Annotated in this window: 17 protein-coding genes and 2 pseudogenes; 11 read left to right on the top strand and 8 right to left on the bottom strand. The window is 68.9% G+C overall.

What is annotated here, in order from left to right; genetic code table 11:
• The first annotated feature begins 5 nt into the window (after positions 1–5).
• On the top strand, positions 6–176 hold the full coding sequence (locus tag OG734_RS33225; protein WP_330291118.1) for a hypothetical protein: 171 nt from the start codon (positions 6–8) through the stop codon (positions 174–176).
• A 23-nt stretch (positions 177–199) separates the two neighbouring features.
• Here the strand turns inward: OG734_RS33225 and OG734_RS33220 are convergent.
• Together OG734_RS33220 and OG734_RS33215 are read right to left on the bottom strand one after the other, a co-directional pair.
• Positions 200–385, bottom strand: a pseudogene (locus OG734_RS33220) (LysE family translocator); the annotation flags it as partial.
• Positions 386–675: 290 nt separating this feature from the next.
• Positions 676–2058 (bottom strand): glycine--tRNA ligase, encoded by a 1383-nt coding sequence (locus OG734_RS33215; protein ID WP_330291117.1) that lies wholly within the window; start codon positions 2056–2058, stop codon positions 676–678.
• A gap of 230 nt (positions 2059–2288) precedes the next feature.
• Here OG734_RS33215 and OG734_RS33210 point away from each other — a divergent pair, with 230 nt between their 5' ends.
• From OG734_RS33210 to OG734_RS33190, 5 genes are all read left to right on the top strand, one after another.
• On the top strand, positions 2289–3263 hold the full coding sequence (locus OG734_RS33210) for a metal ABC transporter solute-binding protein, Zn/Mn family (RefSeq protein ID WP_330291116.1): 975 nt from the start codon (positions 2289–2291) through the stop codon (positions 3261–3263).
• A gap of 43 nt (positions 3264–3306) precedes the next feature.
• Positions 3307–4074 (top strand): metal ABC transporter ATP-binding protein, encoded by a 768-nt coding sequence (locus OG734_RS33205; RefSeq protein WP_330291115.1) that lies wholly within the window; start codon positions 3307–3309, stop codon positions 4072–4074.
• Positions 4075–4090: 16 nt separating this feature from the next.
• On the top strand, positions 4091–4993 hold the full coding sequence (locus tag OG734_RS33200; protein ID WP_330291114.1) for a metal ABC transporter permease: 903 nt from the start codon (positions 4091–4093) through the stop codon (positions 4991–4993).
• A gap of 59 nt (positions 4994–5052) precedes the next feature.
• Positions 5053–5472: a Fur family transcriptional regulator gene (locus OG734_RS33195; RefSeq protein WP_330291113.1), complete on the top strand. Its 420-nt coding sequence runs from the start codon at positions 5053–5055 to the stop codon at positions 5470–5472.
• A gap of 342 nt (positions 5473–5814) precedes the next feature.
• On the top strand, positions 5815–8241 hold the full coding sequence (locus tag OG734_RS33190; protein WP_330291112.1) for a M4 family metallopeptidase: 2427 nt from the start codon (positions 5815–5817) through the stop codon (positions 8239–8241).
• 104 nt (positions 8242–8345) lie between these two features.
• On the opposite strand, the gene OG734_RS33185 is transcribed toward OG734_RS33190, so the two are convergent.
• Together OG734_RS33185 and recO are read right to left on the bottom strand one after the other, a co-directional pair.
• Entirely contained in the window at positions 8346–9194 is an 849-nt protein-coding gene (locus OG734_RS33185) for an isoprenyl transferase (RefSeq protein ID WP_330291111.1), read from the bottom strand.
• Positions 9195–9228: 34 nt separating this feature from the next.
• A complete protein-coding gene (gene recO, locus OG734_RS33180) occupies positions 9229–9978 on the bottom strand; it encodes a DNA repair protein RecO (protein ID WP_330291110.1) in 750 nt (249 codons plus the stop codon).
• Positions 9979–10087: 109 nt separating this feature from the next.
• On the opposite strand from recO, the gene OG734_RS33175 reads away from it, so the two are divergent.
• Complete coding sequence (locus tag OG734_RS33175; protein ID WP_330291109.1) at positions 10088–10507, top strand: XRE family transcriptional regulator; 420 nt, start codon at positions 10088–10090, stop codon at positions 10505–10507.
• Here the strand turns inward: OG734_RS33175 and OG734_RS33170 are convergent.
• Both OG734_RS33170 and OG734_RS33165 read right to left on the bottom strand, forming a co-directional pair.
• Complete coding sequence (locus tag OG734_RS33170) at positions 10504–10692, bottom strand: hypothetical protein (protein WP_443065116.1); 189 nt, start codon at positions 10690–10692, stop codon at positions 10504–10506. The two genes, OG734_RS33175 and OG734_RS33170, sit on opposite strands and share 4 nt — an antisense overlap.
• A gap of 59 nt (positions 10693–10751) precedes the next feature.
• Positions 10752–10967 (bottom strand): hypothetical protein, encoded by a 216-nt coding sequence (locus OG734_RS33165; RefSeq protein ID WP_330291107.1) that lies wholly within the window; start codon positions 10965–10967, stop codon positions 10752–10754.
• Positions 10968–11087: 120 nt separating this feature from the next.
• On the opposite strand from OG734_RS33165, the pseudogene OG734_RS33160 reads away from it, so the two are divergent.
• Together OG734_RS33160 and OG734_RS33155 are read left to right on the top strand one after the other, a co-directional pair.
• A pseudogene (locus OG734_RS33160) lies at positions 11088–11923 on the top strand (helix-turn-helix domain-containing protein).
• A complete protein-coding gene (locus tag OG734_RS33155; RefSeq protein WP_330291106.1) occupies positions 11905–12174 on the top strand; it encodes a DUF397 domain-containing protein in 270 nt (89 codons plus the stop codon). The pseudogene OG734_RS33160 and the gene OG734_RS33155 overlap by 19 nt, the downstream one beginning before the upstream one ends.
• Positions 12175–12205: 31 nt before the next feature.
• Here OG734_RS33155 and OG734_RS33150 read toward each other — a convergent pair whose 3' ends face one another.
• Complete coding sequence (locus OG734_RS33150) at positions 12206–14476, bottom strand: M4 family metallopeptidase (protein WP_330291105.1); 2271 nt, start codon at positions 14474–14476, stop codon at positions 12206–12208.
• A gap of 373 nt (positions 14477–14849) precedes the next feature.
• Between OG734_RS33150 and OG734_RS33145 the strand changes: the two genes are divergently transcribed.
• Positions 14850–15590 carry a DUF6215 domain-containing protein gene (locus OG734_RS33145; protein ID WP_330291104.1) on the top strand — a complete coding sequence of 247 codons (741 nt, stop codon included), beginning with the start codon at positions 14850–14852 and terminating at the stop codon, positions 15588–15590.
• Between the two features lie 2 nt (positions 15591–15592).
• Here OG734_RS33145 and OG734_RS33140 read toward each other — a convergent pair whose 3' ends face one another.
• Positions 15593–16513 (bottom strand): LysR family transcriptional regulator, encoded by a 921-nt coding sequence (locus OG734_RS33140; RefSeq protein WP_330291103.1) that lies wholly within the window; start codon positions 16511–16513, stop codon positions 15593–15595.
• 178 nt (positions 16514–16691) lie between these two features.
• Between OG734_RS33140 and OG734_RS33135 the strand changes: the two genes are divergently transcribed.
• Positions 16692–17609: an SDR family oxidoreductase gene (locus tag OG734_RS33135; RefSeq protein ID WP_330291102.1), complete on the top strand. Its 918-nt coding sequence runs from the start codon at positions 16692–16694 to the stop codon at positions 17607–17609.
• The last annotated feature ends 44 nt before the right edge of the window (positions 17610–17653 follow it).

Raw genomic sequence — 17653 nt, 5'->3', positions numbered from 1 at the left:
GGACAGTGGATCATCTCATCGGCATCCTTCTGATCATTTTCGTGGCGCCACTCGTCGGGATCACCGGCAGCTGGATCGAGGGCGCGGGCCACAAGGGGCTGGGCAAGGGGCTGTCCATCGGCGGATACCTGCTGGTGTTCGGCATCGCGGGCTGGTTGATCGTCCGCAGCTTCTGAGCACCCGGCGGCCGTGTCCCGTCTCACCCGTGGGTCGCCGCCAGCTTCGCGCCCAGCGCCAGGAACGACCCCGCGAAGGTCCGCCGCAGCCAGGTCAGGACGCGTGGCCGTGACGTGACATGGCTGCGGACGGAGGCGGCGAGGATGCCGTACGCGGCGAAGACCACGAACGTGGCCAGTATGAAGACCCCGCCCAGGACGAGCATCCGGACGACCGAGTGGTATACGACCCCGGTACCTGGTGTGGCGACCACGACAAGGGTGGTCAGCAGAAAAGCGATGCTCATGCGCATCAGCCTGGGGCGACGGCGATCGCGCGAACAGGTCCAATCCGGGGGCGCGTTGGAGGACCACCCGGTGGACCCCGGAGTTCTGGACTCCGGGGTCCGCTTCAGCCCGTCTGGGGTCCCCCCTCTGGGGGAGTTTGAGGACGAGACCGTTCAGGCCGAAGCGGGGGCCTGGGGGCAGAGCCCCCAGACCGACGGCGAGTCCGAGCGACCTAGCAGCCGACGAGACGCTGCGCCAGGTACCCCTCGATCTGGTCCAGCGACACGCGCTCCTGCTTCATCGTGTCCCGCTCGCGGACCGTGACCGCGTTGTCGTCCAGCGTGTCGAAGTCGACCGTCACGCAGAACGGCGTACCGATCTCGTCCTGGCGCCGGTAGCGGCGGCCGATCGCGCCCGCGTCGTCGAACTCGATGTTCCAGTTCTGGCGCAGGGCCGTGGCCAGCCCCTTGGCCTTCGGGGACAGCTCGGGGTTGCGGGACAGCGGCAGGACCGCGACCTTGACCGGCGCCAGGCGCGGGTCGAGACGCAGCACCGTGCGCTTCTCCATCTTGCCCTTGGCGTTGGGCGCCTCGTCCTCGATGTACGCGTCGAGGAGGAACGCCAGCATCGCGCGGCCGACACCGGCGGCGGGCTCGATGACGTACGGCGTCCAGCGCTCGCCGGCCTCCTGGTCGAAGAAGGAGAGGTCCTGGCCGGAGGCCTTGGAGTGGGCCGTGAGGTCGTAGTCCGTGCGGTTGGCGACGCCCTCCAGCTCACCCCACTCGTTGCCGCCGAACTGGAAGCGGTACTCGATGTCGGCGGTGCGCTTGGAGTAGTGCGAGAGCTTCTCGGCCGGGTGGTCGTACCAGCGCATGTTCTCCTCGCGGAGACCGAGGCCGGTGTACCAGTTCCAGCGCTCCGCCATCCAGTACTCCTGCCACTTCTCGTCCTCGCCCGGCTTGACGAAGAACTCCATCTCCATCTGCTCGAACTCGCGGGTGCGGAAGATGAAGTTGCCGGGCGTGATCTCGTTGCGGAACGACTTGCCCATCTGGGCGATGCCGAACGGCGGCTTGCGGCGCGAAGTGGTCTGCACCTGGGAGAAGTTGGTGAAAATGCCCTGGGCGGTCTCGGGGCGCAGGTAGGCGACCGAGCCGGAGTCCTGGGTCGGGCCGAGGTGCGTCGACAGCAGACCGGAGAACTGCTTGGGCTCGGTGAACTGGCCCTTGTTGCCGCAGTTGGGGCAGTTGATGTCGGCGAGGCCGTTGGCGGGCGTACGGCCGTGCTTGGCCTCGTACGCCTCCTCCAGGTGGTCGGCGCGGTAGCGCTTGTGACAGGAGGTGCACTCGGTGAGCGGGTCGGAGAAGGTCGCGACGTGGCCGGAGGCCACCCAGACCTCGGACGCCAGGATCACCGACGAGTCGATGCCGACGACGTCCTCGCGCGACGTCACCATGTAGCGCCACCACTGGCGCTTGAGGTTCTCCTTGAGCTCGACACCCAGCGGCCCGTAGTCCCAGGCGGCGCGCTGGCCGCCGTAGATCTCACTGCACGGAAATACGAAGCCACGGCGCTTGCTCAGGCTGACGATGGTGTCGATCTTGTCGGCGGCCACGGTGCTCTCTTCATTACGACGATTACGACGACGGGCGATGAAGCGGACGCGTTCCGGACGGGCGGAAGCGGGCGCGCTTCAGAGCGAATGACTCAGGTTACCGGCGGGGCCCGCCCCCCAATCAAATCGGTTCCGGTAGCGAGCCTCGCGAGGGCCTCCCCCGTGCCCCGGTCCGTGCCCAAAAGCCCGCTTGTTGACAATCGTTTCCAGAATCATTGAAAATGACTGTCATGAACGTACGACGACTCATATCGGGCACCGCGATCGCGGCGGCCACCGCGCTCGGCCTCGGCGCCCTGTCCGCCTGTTCCTCGGATTCGAACGCCTCCGACCGGAACATCACCGGGCAGCTCGACGTCGTGGCGTCGTTCTATCCGATGCAGTACCTCGCCGAGCAGATAGGCGGCAGGCATGTCTCCATCAGCACGCTGACCGAGCCCGGCCAGGAGCCGCACGACCTGGAGATCAGCGCCAAGCAGACCGTGGACCTGCAGAAGGCCGACGCGGTCCTGTATCTCAAGGGCCTCCAGCCCGCCGTCGACGAGGCGGTTTCGCAGTCCGAGGCGAAGTCGAAGATCGACGCGGCGACCCTCACGACCCTGGAGAAGCACGGCAGCACCGCGCACAGCCACGAGGGCGAAGAGGAGCCCTCCGGCGAAGCGCACTCCGACGAGGACGCCTCCGCCCTCGACCCGCACGTCTGGCTCGACCCGGTGAAGTACGCCGAGATGGCCAACGGTGTGAGCGCCGCCTTCCAGAAGGCCGATCCGGCCAACGCGGCGGAATACAAGAAGAACACCGAGACGTTGACCGCGAAGCTGGCCTCGCTCAACACCTCGTTCGAGGACGGCCTGAAGAACACGGCGACGAAGGTGTTCTTCACCAACCACGCGGCCTTCGGTTACCTCGCCGAGCGCTACGGCCTGACCCAGGAGGCCATCGCCGGTGTGGACCCGGAGAGCGAGCCCAGTGCCGCGCGGATGAAGGAGCTCCAGCAGGAGGCGAAGGCCGACGGAGTGACCACCGTCTTCTACGAGACACTGGTCTCCGACAAGACCGCGAAGACCCTCGCCGACGACGCGAGCCTCAGGACGGACGTCCTCGATCCGCTTGAGGGCATCACCGAGAAGTCCCGGGGCACCGACTACATCGCGGTCATGGAAGCCAACCTCAAGGCGCTGCAGACGGCCCTGGGAGCCAAATGACCCGCACGACCTGCCCGACCTGCCCGACCGTTACGGAGGAACCGTGAGCGAGCCCGTCATCTCCCTGCGCGGCGTACGCGCCGAGCTGGGCTCGCGCCCGGTCCTGCGGGGCATCGACCTCACCGTGGGCCGCGGTGAGGTCGTCGCGCTGCTCGGCGCCAACGGCTCGGGCAAGTCGACCGCGATCCGCACGGTCATCGGCCAAGTCCCGGTCAGCGCGGGCGAGATCGAGCTGTTCGGAGTCCCCCGCCGCCGCTTCACGGACTGGCGGTGCGTGGGCTACGTACCGCAGCGCACGACCGCGGCCGGTGGCGTGCCGGCGACGATCACGGAGATCGTCGCGTCGGGCCGGCTCTCCCGCGCCCGCTTCGGCATGCTGCGCAAGGCCGACCACGAGGCCGTACGGCGGGCCATCGGCCTGGTGGGCCTGGCGGACCGCGCGAAGGACTCGGTGAACGCGCTGTCGGGCGGCCAGCATCAGCGCGTGCTGATCGCCCGTGCCCTCGCCGCCGAACCCGAGCTGCTGATCATGGACGAGCCGATGGCGGGCGTCGACCTGGCGAGCCAGGAGGTGCTGGCGCGGACGCTCAGGGAGCAGGTCGCGGCCGGTGCGACGGTGCTGCTCGTGCTGCACGAACTGGGGCCGCTGGAGCCGCTGATCGACCGGGCCGTCGTCCTGCGCGACGGGTGCGTGATGCATGACGGGCCGCCCCCGCGGGCGCTCGGACAGCACGCCCTGCCCGGCCACGACCACGTACACCCGCACGCGGCTCACGACGCCGAACCGATCCGGACGGGACTGCTGAGCTGATGGGACTGCTGAGCTGATGGACTTCCTCGACTACGCCTTCATGCAGCGGGCCCTGCTGGCCGCGGTGCTCGTCGGCATCACGGCCCCCGCGATCGGCATCTACCTGGTCCAGCGGCGCCAGGCGCTGATGGGCGACGGTATCGGCCATGTCGCGATGACCGGTGTCGGCCTCGGCTTCCTGCTGAACACCTCACCGGTGTGGATGGCGACAGGCGTCGCCGTCGTCGGCGCGGTGATGATGGAACTCATCCGCTGGTACGGAAAGACGCGCGGCGACATCGCCCTCGCGATGCTCTTCTACGGCGGTATGGCCGGCGGCGTGATGTTCATCAACCTCGCGCCGACGGGCTCGAACGCCAACCTGACCTCGTATCTGTTCGGGTCGCTGTCGACGGTCAGCGAATCCGACGTGACGGCGATCTGCCTGCTCGCGGCCTTCGTGGTGTTGGTCACCATCGGTCTGCGCCGGCAGCTCTTCGCGGTCAGCCAGGACGAGGAGTTCGCCCGGGTGACGGGCCTGCCGGTCAGGGCCCTCAACCTCCTCACCGCGATCACGGCGGCGATCACGGTGACGGTCGCGATGCGGGTGGTGGGGTTGCTGCTGGTCAGCGCCCTGATGGTGGTGCCCGTCGCCGCCGCCCAGCAGCTGAGCCGGAGCTTCGCGGCGACGTTCGCCATCGCGGTGGCGATCGGGGTGTCCGTGACGATCGGCGGCACGGTGACGTCGTACTACCAGGATGTTCCGCCCGGTGCGACGATCGTGCTGCTGACGATCGGCGCGTTCATCGCGCTGACCGCGCTGGCGACGCCACTGGCCCGCCGCCGGGCCCGTGCCGCGGCCGCCGCGCAGACGGCCGGGGACCCGGCGGAGTGTGTGATTCCAGCCAGCAGGGAGGCCTCCGACAAGGCAGGCGTCTGACCGCGCACAGTCCGGGCTGGCACAATGGCCCGGCAAGCGCAGACGTGAGGAGAACAACGGTGACGACGGCCGGCCCGCCCGTTAAGGGACGATCCACCCGCCAGCGTGCCGCTGTGGCGGCGGCGCTGGACGAGGTCGACGAGTTCCGCAGTGCCCAGGAACTCCACGACATGCTCAAACACAAGGGCGATTCGGTGGGGCTGACGACCGTCTACCGCACGCTGCAGAACCTGGCGGACGCCGGTGAGGTGGATGTCCTGCGGACGTCCGACGGGGAGTCGGTCTACCGGCGCTGCTCGACCGGCGACCATCACCATCACCTTGTCTGCCGCGTGTGCGGCAAGGCGGTGGAGGTCGAGGGGCCTGCCGTGGAGAAGTGGGCGGAGGCGATCGCCGCGGAGCACGGGTTTGTGAACGTGGCTCATACGGTGGAGATCTTCGGCACCTGTGCGGAGTGCTCTGCGGTTGGCCAGAAGTAGGTTCGGTACGTCGTTCTCCGCGGTTCGTCGTGGCCTGTCGCGCCCACGCCGCGGAGCCGCAAATTGATACGGCCCCGCACCCCTGACCGAGGGTTCCCTCAGTGCGCAGAGGGATAACCCTCGACCTCTTATTTTTTGCTGACATGCACTGCTCAAAGCTGCCACTCTTCCCGCAGCCACCCCCCACGTCTCAGGCACATCGCCTGCCCCTCATCACGTCATCACCACATCACGTGCTCAGGGGCGCGCCCGCACCGCTCAGCTCATCCCGGGCAGCACACCCCCGTCCGCCCGGTCTGTTTCCGGCCGCAGAAGGCGCGGCCGTCGCAGGAGGAGTCACGAGTGAGACGACAGTCCAGCAGTACCCCCCACAGATCCGGCCGCTCCCGCAAGGCCACCGCCGCCGGTGCCCTGCTCGCCAGCGCGACCCTCCTGGCCGTCGGCGTGCAGACGGTCCCGGCCGCCGCCAAGCCCGCGTCCCCGGCCCCCAGCCCGCTGCGCGCCGGCGCCGTCCAGACGAAGCTCACTCCGGCCCAGCGCACGGCGCTGATCAGGAGCGCGACACAGCGGACCACGCAGACCGCCGGCACCCTGGGTCTCGGCGCCAAGGAGAAGCTGGTCGTCAAGGACGTCAGCAAGGACGCCGACGGCACCCTCCACACCCGCTACGAGCGTACGTACGCCGGTCTGCCGGTCCTCGGCGGCGACCTCGTCGTGCACACCCCTCCCGCCTCCGAGGCGTCGGGCACGGTGAGCAGCACGTTCAACACCCGGCGGGCCATCTCGGTCGCGTCCACCACGCCCACGTTCGCCAAGTCGGCCGCCGAGACGAAGGCGCTCGGTGCGGCCAAGGCGCTGGACGCGGAGAAGGCCGCCACCGACAGCGCCCGCAAGGTGATCTGGGCCGGCAACGGTACGCCGAAGCTGGCCTGGGAGACGGTGATCGGCGGTCTCCAGGACGACGGCACGCCGAGCCAGCTGCACGTCATCACGGACGCCCTGACCGGCGCGGAGCTGTACCAGTTCCAGGCCATCAAGACCGGTACCGGCAACAGCCAGTACAGCGGCACGGTCACCATCGGGACCACGCTGTCCGGTTCGACGTACCAGCTGAACGACACGACACGCGGCACCCACAAGACGTACAGCCTCAACAACGGCACGTCGGGCACCGGCACCCTGATGACGGACGCCGACGACACGTGGGGCACCGGCGCCGGGTCCAACACGCAGACCGCCGGCGTCGACGCGCACTACGGCGCCCAGGTGACGTGGGACTTCTACAAGAACACGTTCGGGCGCAGCGGCATCAAGAACGACGGGGTGGCCGCCTACTCGCGCGTGCACTACAGCTCGGCGTACGTGAACGCGTTCTGGGACGACGACTGCTTCTGCATGACGTACGGCGACGGTACGAGCAGCACGCACGCGCTCACCTCGCTGGACGTGGCCGGGCACGAGATGACGCACGGCGTCACGTCCAACACCGCGGGCCTCAACTACTCCGGCGAATCAGGCGGGTTGAACGAGGCGACCTCCGACATCTTCGGCACCGGTGTGGAGTTCTACGCGAACAACTCCACCGACGTCGGCGACTATCTCATCGGCGAGAAGATCAACATCAACGGCGACGGTACGCCGTTGCGTTACATGGACGAGCCCGACAAGGACGGTGGCTCGGCGGACAGTTGGTACTCGGGCGTCGGCAACCTGGACGTGCACTACTCCTCGGGTCCGGCGAACCACATGTTCTACATGCTGTCGGAAGGCAGCGGCAGCAAGACCATCAACGGCGTCTCCTACAACAGCCCGACCTCCGACGGTGTCGCCGTCACGGGCATAGGCCGGGCCGCCGCGCTCCAGATCTGGTACCGGGCACTGACGACGTACATGACGTCCAGCACGACGTACGCCCAGGCGCGCACCGCCGCGCTGAACGCCGCCGCCGACCTCTACGGCAGCAGCTCCAGCCAGTACGCGGGCGTGGGCAACGCCTTCGCGGGCATCAACGTCGGTTCCCACATCAGCGTTCCGTCAACGGGCGTGACGGTCACGAACCCGGGCAGCCAGTCGTCGACGGTCGGTACGGCGGTGAGCCTGGCGATCACGGCCAGCAGCACCAACACCGGCTCGCTGACCTACGCGGCGACCGGTCTGCCGACCGGCCTGTCGATCAGCAGCTCCACGGGCGCCATCTCCGGCACCCCGACGACAGCGGGCACCTACAGCAGCACCGTCACGGTGACCGACAGCACGGGCGCCACCGGTACGGCGTCCTTCACCTGGACAGTCAGCGCGACCGGCGGCGGCTCCTGCACCTCGGCGCAACTGCTGGGCAACCAGGGCTTCGAGTCCGGCAACACCACCTGGACCGCGTCCAGCGGCGTCATCACCACCTCCAGCAGCCAGGCGGCCCGAACCGGCTCCTACAAGGCCTGGCTGGACGGCTACGGCTCCACCCACACCGACACGCTGTCCCAGTCGGTGACGATCCCGAGCGGCTGCACGGGCACGAAGCTCACGTTCTACGTCCACATCGACACGGCTGAGACCACCACCAGCTCGCAGTACGACAAGCTGACGGTCACCGCCGGTTCGACCACCCTGGCCACCTACTCCAACCTGAACGCGGCCAGCGGCTACGTCCTGAAGACGATCAGCCTGTCTGCCTACGCGGGCACGACGGTCGCGCTGAAGTTCACGGGCGTCGAGGACTCGTCCCTCCAGACGAGCTTCGTGATCGACGACACGGCGGTCACGACCAGCTGACCCCTTGTTGCCTCCCCCCACGGGCACGACAGCGGCACCCGGCGCCTTGCGTGGCGCCGGGTGCCGCCGTCTTGCGCTCAGAGTCCTCGGATCCCTCGGAGCCCTCAGACTTCCACGTTGCCCTTCATGTCCCTCTGCATTTCCAGCAGTTGCTCATTCGGGACCGCGCCGCCGAACCGCCGGTCGCGGGAGGCGAATTCGACGCAGGCGCGCCACAGGTCACGCCGGTCGAAGTCGGGCCAGAGGACATCCTGGAACACCATTTCGGCGTAACTCGACTGCCAGATCAGGTAGTTGGAGGTGCGCTGTTCGCCACTGGGGCGGAGGAAAAGGTCGACGTCCGGCATGTCCGGGTAGTAGAGGTACTTCTGAATGGTCTTCTCGGAGACCTTGTCGGGGTCGAGCTTTCCGGCGGCGACATCACGCGCTATCGCCTTCGCGGCGTCGGCGAGCTCGGCCCGACCGCCGTAATTGACGCAGAAGTAGAGCGTCATGGCGTCGTTGTTCTTGGTCTGCTCCTGGGCGACCTGGAGTTCCTGTACGACGGACTTCCACATCCTGGGCATACGCCCGACCCACCGAATCCGGATACCGAGTTCGTCCATCTCGTCGCGCCGGCGCCGGATGACGTCCCGGTTGAAGTTCATGAGGAAGCGGACCTCTTCCGGGGACCGCTTCCAGTTCTCGGTGGAGAAGGCGTAGAGGGACAGATTCTTGACGCCGAGTTCCAGGCATCCCTTGAGCACATCGAGGACGACGCCCTCGCCGACCTTGTGCCCTTCCGTACGCGGCAGCCCGCGCTCCTTGGCCCACCGGCCGTTGCCGTCCATGACGCACGCCACATGGTTCGGTACGAGCTCGCCGGGGAGCTTCGGCGCGGTGGCGCCGGAGGGGTGCGGTTCCGGCGTCTTGTACTCGCGGCGCTGGCGCCCCAGGATTCCGCGTACGGCCATGTGCGTCTCGTCTCCTTGTTCCGTGCTTGTGCTTCTAGGTCTTCTCTACGTAGCGCAGGGAACGCAGCCCGCGCTCCAGGTGCCAGTGCAGGTAGGCGGACACCAGTCCGCTCCCCTCTCTGACGTGACGCGGCTCACACGCGTCGGCGGTCGCCCAGTCGCCCGTCAGCAGCGCGCTGAGCAGTTCGAGGGCCTGGGGAGAGGGTACGACGCTGCCGGCCACCCGGCAGTCGACGCAGACGGAGCCCCCGGCGGCCACCGAGAAGAACCGGTTGGGTCCGGCCATGCCGCACCGCGCGCAGTCGCTGAAGGTGGGCGCGTACCCGTTGACGGCGAGGGAGCGCAGGAGGAAGGCGTCGAGGATGAGGTGGGGCTCGTGCTCGGCGCGGGCGAGGGTGCGCAGGGCGCCGACCAGCAGCAGGTACTGCTGGACAGCGGGCTCGCCCTCGTGGTCGGTGAACCGTTCCGCCGTCTCCAGCATGGCCGTCCCGGCGGTGTACCGGGCGTAGTCGGCGACGATCCCCCCACCGTACGGAGCGATGGTCTCGGTCTGCGTGCACAGCGGCAGCCCGCGCCCGACCAGATCACTCCCCCGCGAGAAGAACTGCACGTCGACGTGGGAGAACGGTTCGAGCCGGGCTCCGAACTTGGACTTGGTCCGCCGCACCCCCCGGGCCACGGCCCGTACGCGCCCGTGACCGCGCGTGAGCAGCGTGATGATCCGGTCGGCCTCACCCAGCTTCTGGGTACGCAGCACGACACCGTCATCACGGAACAGGCTCATGGGGTCATTGTCGCGTACGGAACGGCAGCCTCGGACGGGGCCGTACTTCTTACTGGTGAACGGGGCGGATTCGCCTGGCGGCGGCCGGTCTGGCCACGAGGCTCGGCATATGAGCCCTGAACGTACGACTCCTCAAAGCGCCGCGAAGATCAAGACCGGCCTGGCCGCAGCAGAGGAAGCGCTGGCCCGCCTGCCTCCGCCGACACCGGAAGAGCAGGCGTGGGTGGACGGCTTGATGGAGCGCGTCACCCTGCCCGCGCCCGCAGCCGCCGAGTCACTCGGCGAAGCCGCCGCTCTCGCCGCCGTACGCATGCGCCGCCTTGCCGAACTGCGTGAGCGGCTGGACCTGACGCAGGCGGACGTCGCCCGGGCCATGGGCGTCGCCCAAGCCCGCGTCTCCAAGATCGAGCGCGGCGAGCTGGAGCGCACCGAGGTGGACACGCTCGCCGCCTACGTACGGGCCCTCGACGGGCGACTGAAGATCGTCGCCGAGTTCGGGGACGAGCAGTACGTCCTGGGGGACCTCTAGGGAACCTCACCGCGGCTGCGTGCGTTCGCGTACGCCGTGGCCGCGCTGAGGCGTTCCGCCGGGGTGGCGGGCCGGAGGGCGTCCGGGGCCGCGTCCCATTCCCTGCCGCCGCCGTACGATCTGAGCTGGACGTAGGGCCCCTCGTGCCCCATGACGATGCCGACCTTTCCGGTGCGGGCGTCCATGACGTACGCCCCGACATCCGGCCGCCCCGACCTTCCCGACTTCGCCGGCCTCACGTCGTTCATCGCAGCGCCGCCACGATCCGGGCCGCCGTCTCGACGTTGCAGCGCCCCAATTCGATGAGCGGACAGGGCGCTTCCCGGGCGACACTCGCCGCATCCAATCGGAGCGTCGGCAAGGTAATCCCGGCGTTTTTCAACGCCGTCCGCAATTCCTTCACAATTTCCTCCGCCTCTTCGACGCAGCCCGCCGAGTGTGCCGTCTGTCGTGCCGTCACCGTGCTCCCCTGACTAATCGAGTTTCACTCTTCGCACTTCTACGATGACGCGGTGTGCCTACACTCGGAAGGCTCTGGGCGCAGCAACGGCGGTGCAGTCGACGGAGGTTCGGTTCGGTTATGGCCAATGGTTCACAGCGGCAGGCGGCTTGGGAGTTCTTCGGGGCGGAGTTGAAGCGGCGGCGGGAGGAGGCCGGGTTAACCCAAGTGGAGTTGGGGGCGCTTGTCTTCGTCTCCGGGGGCTACATCGGGCAGTTCGAACAGGCCATTCGGAAGCCGCAGTTGGATGTGGCGGTACGGATTGACGACGTCCTACAAACCGCCGGTTTTTTCGAGCGAACCTGGCGCAAGCTCATCGACGACAAGCGCTACGCGGATTACTTCGCGGAGGTCGTGGAGCTTGAGCGGACGGCGACGAAGATCTGCGAGTTCGCACCGACGGTGATCCCGGGCCTGCTCCAGACGGCCGCCTACGCTCGGGCGGTCACACTCGCGGCCAACCCGTTCGTCACGGACGACTACGTGAACGAAAAGGTGGGCGCCCGGCTGGAGCGGTCGCGCATCCTCAAGGACGCTACAAGGCCCGAGTATTGGGCGATCCTGCACGAGAACACCCTGCGTACACCGGTCGGCGGGTCGGCGGCCATGGCCGAGCAACTGGAGCACTCGCGGCGCTCGCCCGGGAGCGGAAAGCCTGGGTGACCGTGGTCCCGTACTCGGCGGGAGCCTTCGCCTCCATGGGTGGGATGGTGCAGCTCATGGAGTTCGATGACGCACCGCCGACCCTCTATACAGAGACCTCGTTTTCGGGTCATCTGCTTGACGATCCGGCAGTGGTGAAGCGGGCACAGCGCGCATACGATCTGCTAAGGGGCGCCGCACTCTCGCCCGAGGCGTCCCTCACCCTGATCGAATCGGCCGCTGAGGACTACAGACGATGCGCGAGTACGACCTGACCAACGCCCGCTGGCGCAAAAGCAGTTACAGCAACGGCGAGGGCGGCGACTGTGTAGAGGTCGCGCACGACTTCATCGGCGCCGCCCGCTGGCGTAAGAGCACCTACAGCAACGGCGAAGGCGGGAGCTGCGTCGAAGTAGCCGACGGAGTCCCCGGCATCGTGCCCGTCCGGGACAGCAAAGTCTCGGACGGGCCCGTGCTGCTCGTTGGTGCGCCTGCCTGGGCGGAGTTCGTCGGCGCCGTCGCCTAAAGCGAACGGCGCCGACCACTCTGCTGTCAGGTCACGGAGTGAGCTGCCAGCGCTGGACGTACCCGACGTCGATCGACGCACGGTCCTGCACGCGGAGCGTCCACGTGCCGGTGATGGGCTGGGCCGAGGCGTCGATCGTGAAGGTCTGGTCGACGTTGTCGGCGGAGCCGCCGGTCCGGTTGAGGAGCGAGTAGACGGTGCCGTTGGGGCCGACCAGGTCGACGGTCAGGTCACCGCGGTAGGTGTGGACGATGTTGACGTAGACCGAGGTCGTGGCGGAGGCGTTGCCGTCACGGCCCTCGATGGTGATCGGGGACTCCACAGCGGCACCGTTGTCGGGGATGTCGACGCGGGTTGTGGTGGCGTAGATGTACGCGATCCGCCAGGTGAAGGTGTCCGTGACGGACGCGCCCGTGTCGTCGGTGACCTTGATGGCGACGTCGCCGGCGCCGACGGTGGTCGGCGTCCCGGAGATCAGGCCGCTCGCGCTGAGGGTCAGGCCGTCGGGCAGGCCGGTGGCCTCGTAGGTCAGGCCCGAACCGGAGTTGGTGGTGTAGGCGTCCACCTGGAGGCTGACCGCCTGGCCGACGCCGCTGGTCTGGTCGGCGATCGGGGCGACGTTGACGCCGAGGGCTATCCGGCCGCCGACGTTGATGGCGGCCCAGGCGTCGGCGACGGCGAGGTAGGTGGGGCTGTAGGCGCCGAACAGGTCGGCCGCGGCCGACAGGGTGGCGGTGCGGGCGCCCGCGTAGTTGGTCGACGAGGTCATGTACGTCGTCAGTGCCCGGTACCAGACGGCGGCGGCGTTATCGATGCCGATGCCGGTGACGGCCTGACCGTCGAAGGTCGGGCTGTCGTAGACGACGCCGTTGACGGTCTTGGCGCCGCTGCCCTCGGAGAGCAGGTAGAAGAAGTGGTTCGCGGGGCCCGAGGAGTAGTGGACGTCGACGCTGCCCAGGGTGGAGCTCCAGCTGTCGCGGGAGGAGCCGTCCTTGGAGGGCTTGTCCATGTAACGCAGCGGGGTGCCGTTGCCGTTGATGTCGATCTTCTCGCCGACGAGGTAGTCGCCGGGGTCGGCGGCGAGGTTCGAGTGGAACTCGACGGCCGCGGCGAAGATGTCGGAGGTCGCCTCGTTGAGGCCGCCGGACTCGCCCGAGTAGGTCAGGTTGGCGGTGGCGGCGGTGACGCCGTGGCTCATCTCGTGGGCGGCCACGTCGAGGGAGGTCAGCGGGTGCGTGTTGCCCGAGCCGTCGCCGTAGGTCATGCAGAAGCAGCTGTCCTGCCAGAAGGCGTTGACGTAGCTGCTGCCGTAGTGGGCCCGGCTGTAGGCGGCGACACCGTCGTTGCGGATGCCGTTGCGGCCGTACACGTCCTTGTAGTAGTCCCAGGTTGCTGCTGCACCGAAGGCCACGTCGACACCGGCGGTCTGGCGGTTGGACGGCAGACCGGTGCCCCAGACATCGTTGTCGTCCGTGAAGAGGGTGCCGGTGCCGGAGGTGCCCTGGTTCAGGTCGTACGTCTTGTGCCCGGCGCGGTCGCCGTCGGTGAGCTGGTACGTCGAGCCCGAGAGGGTGCTGCCGAGGGGAACCGTGCCGACGTACTGGCCGGTGCCTTCGCCGGTGTGCACCTTCTCGGCGGCAAGGATCTGCTTGCCCGTGCTCGCGTCGGTGACGACCTGCAGTTCGCTGGGCGTGCCGTCGGGCTGGACGCCCTCGACCAGCGTCTCCCAGGCCAGGACCGGCTTGGTGGCGCCGGCCCAGACGACGAGGCGGGGGGCGCGCTCGGTCTCGGTGCCGGTGACGTCGGCACCCTTCGCAGCCGCGAGGGCCTTGCCGGTGGCGTTGGTCGCGGAGAGCTTCGGGGTGAGGGACGGCAGCGTGAGGGTCGCCCCGCTCGCCTTGGAAACGGTGGTGCGGTTGCTCTTGAGGTGGACGACCAGGTCACCACCGAGGACGGGCAGTCCCGCGTAGGTGCGTTCGTAGCGGGTGTGGGTGGTGCCGTCGGCGTCCTGGACGACGTCCTTGACGACGAGCTTCTCCCGCGCGCCGAGGGCGAGTTGACGGGCCGTGGCGCCGGACGCGGTCTGCGCGCTCTTGATCAGTGAGGCGCGGCGGGCCGCCGACAGGGGCGCCGCGGCGGCTCCTGCGCGAGGCACGGCGGTGATCCTGGCCGGGCCGGGGTCGGCCGGGGCCGCGGTCGCGGTACCGGCGGGAGCTCCCAGGGCGAGCAGGGTCCCGATGGTCGTCAGCGCGAGGGTGGTGGCGCCTCTGCGCCGGAGGGTGGGGCGGTGTCGCCGGGGCAACGGGTTCTCCTTCTGTGCGACGGTCGGCCCGTGGTGGGGACCGACGTGGGGGCGGACCGACGGGATGGGGCCGGTCCGAAGCGCTGCACGGCAGGCGGGTGGGGAGTGAGTGGGGGATGCCTCGCGTGATGCGGGCGTGAAGGAATGGTGAACTTCGGCAGAAGCGTGGCACTGCGTGCCACGCTTTGTCATGAGAATGCCAAGACAACGGCTTGAAATGACCATGCCCAGCTGGGAGTCCGTCCTGCCGGCGCACGTTTTCAGCCGCAGGAACGGCTCCGGAGCTTCCAAAAGCAGAGATCGCGCGGCTAGGCTCCCCCGGCGCGCGCATCGAGCGCGACGCGTGAGGTGGGGGACATCCGGGGTGGGGGACATGACCAACGACATCGACGTACCCAGATCCGCCGAGTTGGCTGAATCGACCAGTTCAGCTGGACCGGCCAGATCCGAGAAGGGCATGAGTGAGGGCGCGCAGGTCGTAGCGGCACTGACAGTGGTCGCCTGCCTCGCGGTGGGCTTCTGGGTGATGGCGAAGTACCAGCCCGACCCCAAGGACAGCCCACCCGCCTCGTGTTCCCGCTCGGACGACGACGTGCCGCTGTCGAAGCCCGCCTCCGGTGTGCAACTGTGCGAGGCGCTGAACCGCCCGAACCTGCCGACGCTTCTCGGCACGCCCGACGACCGCGCGTGGAGCGCCTCCAGCAACGAAGCCACGTCCAGCGACAAGCGGGACGTCATGTCGACCGACCCCGAGGCCACCGTCCAGCTGGAGGGCTACTCCGTGAAGCTCTCGGCAGCCGCCGACATCTCGGTCGCCGACCTAACCGACTCCGAATACCTGACGTTCACGTCAGGAGAGCGGAAAACGGTCCTGGGCCACCCGGCGTTTCTCTACTCGGGCCGGACCATCGGCATCGTCTTCAAGGACGGAAAGGGCTCCAGCGGCCCCGGCGGTATCTCCCGCAACCTCCTCGTCGCCAAGAACCCCAAGGACGGCGGCGGTTTGTACGAGATCTCCATCTGGCGCCAGGACGACCTGCCCCCCGACGAGACGGCACTGCTCCGCGTCGCCGAGCAGGTACTGCCGACGGTCCCGGGGTGGACGACGGGCTGAACTCAGGCCGTGCCGCCCGTCAGCAGGGCCCGCGCCGCCTTGCGGAACGCGGCGAGCAGACGGCTGCGGTCGTCCGCCCGGGTGGCGAGGACGACGTGGCTCGGGTCGACGCCGTGCAGCGGGATCGTGGTGAGGTCGGGTCGGAGCCGGTCCAGGCCCAGACCACCCGGGACGATGGCCACCGCCTGTCCGGCGGCGATGAGTTCGAACTTGTCCTCCAGCGCCCGGACGAGCGGACCGTCCGGTGCCCGGCTGCCGTCCGGGCGCGGGTCGATACGCCAGAAGGCGTTCCAAGCCGCGTCCTCCCGCACCCGGGGCAACGGCTCGTCGGCGATGTCGTCGAGGGTGACGGACTCCTTGCCGACGAGACGGTGATCGAGGGGGACGACCAGGACCCTGGGTTCCTCGTAGAGGACGGTCACCTCCAACTCGGCGGCGGAGAGCGGGAGTCGGGCGATCACGGCGTCGACCCGGTGGTCCAGCAGCGCGGTGCGGGGCTCGTCCCAGTCCAGGTGCAGGGCTCGTACGTCGGCGTCCGGATACCGGCGCCGCAACTCCCGTACGGCCGGGGTGACGATCAGGTTCGAGGTGTAGCCGACGAGGAGACGGCTGGGCTCCGCGGCGGCGCGCGTCTGGGAGGCGGCCCGGGCGGCCGTACGGAGCAGCGCCCTGGCGTGCGGCAGGAAGACCTCGCCGGCCTCGGTGAGACGGCTGCCCTGCGGGGTGCGGTCCAGGAGCCGGGCGCCCAACTCCTTTTCCAGGCGCCGGATCTGGCGGCTCAGGGACGGCTGGGCGATGCGAAGCGTCTCGGCGGCACGGCCGAAGTGCAGTTGCTCGGCGACCACCGTGAAGTACCGCACGAGCCGCAGATCGAGATCGGCGCCTTGGCCTCCCGGCGGCGGTGCGGACGGCAAGTCGGTCATGTGGCCAGCGTAACCGGGTGGTTGGGGTCGTGGTCCTCGTACAGACACTCTGAGCTGTAGTGATGCCTGTTCCGCATTGCCCGTTCCGAAACAGGTCTTGGACGCGGAACGCACCCCGCACGCACGCTGAAAGCACACCGGCCGACGCCAACAGGCCGATACCCAAGGGGATTTCACTATGCGTGTGTTCGTCACCGGGGCGAGTGGGTTCGTCGGATCCGCCGTCGTACGGGAGTTGCTCGGCGCAGGCCACGAGGTGGTCGGGATGGTCCGCTCGGACGAGGCCGCCGCGTTACTGAAGGAGGCCGGGGCCGAGGTCCACCGGGGTGACCTGGACGACCTCGACAGTCTGCGCGCGGGGGCGGCGGCCTCGGAGGGCGTGATCCACACCGCGTACGTCCATGACTTCCGCGACTTCGCGGAGGCCGCGCGGACCGACCTACGGGCCGTGGAGACGCTGGGCGAGGCGCTGGTGGACTCCGGCCGCCCCCTTCTCATCTGCTCCGGGACCGCCTTCTCGCCGGGCGTGGTGGCGACGGAGGACAACCCGGGCGACCCGGAAGGGTCCCATATGTACCGGCTCGCCTCCGAGGCGGCGGTGATGCGGCTCGCGGAGCGCGGGGTGCGGGCGTCGGTCGTACGGCTGCCGCCGTCCGTGCACGGTGAGGGGGACCACGGCTTCGTACCGCGCCTCGTCGACATCGCCCGCGCCAAGGGCGTCGCGGCCTACCCGGGCGACGGCGCCAACCGCTGGGCCGCCGCCCACCGTCACGACGTCGCCCGGCTGTTCCGGCTGGCGCTGGAGTCGGCGCCGGCGGGCACCCGGCTGCACGCGGTCGCCGAGGAGGGCATCCCGGCGCGTGAGATCGCCGAGGTGATCGGGCGGGGGCTGGGGGTGCCCGTGGCGTCGGTATCGGACGCGGAGACGAACGACCACTTCGGGTGGCTGGGCAGGTTCTTCTCCCTCGACCTTCCGGCGTCGAGTGCCGTGACCCGGGAGCGGTTGGGGTGGCAGCCCGTAGGGGTCGGGCTGCTGTCGGATCTGGGGGCGGGACACTACTTCGGCTCCGCCGAGGGGGGTACGGGCGTTTCGTGAGCGCCCGGTTTCTTCGCCCCCGCCGCGCCTTTTCAGCCCGTCTG

Origin of the sequence: Streptomyces sp. NBC_00576, from assembly GCF_036345175.1 — a bacterium.
GTDB lineage: Bacteria > Actinomycetota > Actinomycetes > Streptomycetales > Streptomycetaceae > Streptomyces.
This window is presented reverse-complemented; position numbering and strand designations above follow the sequence as displayed.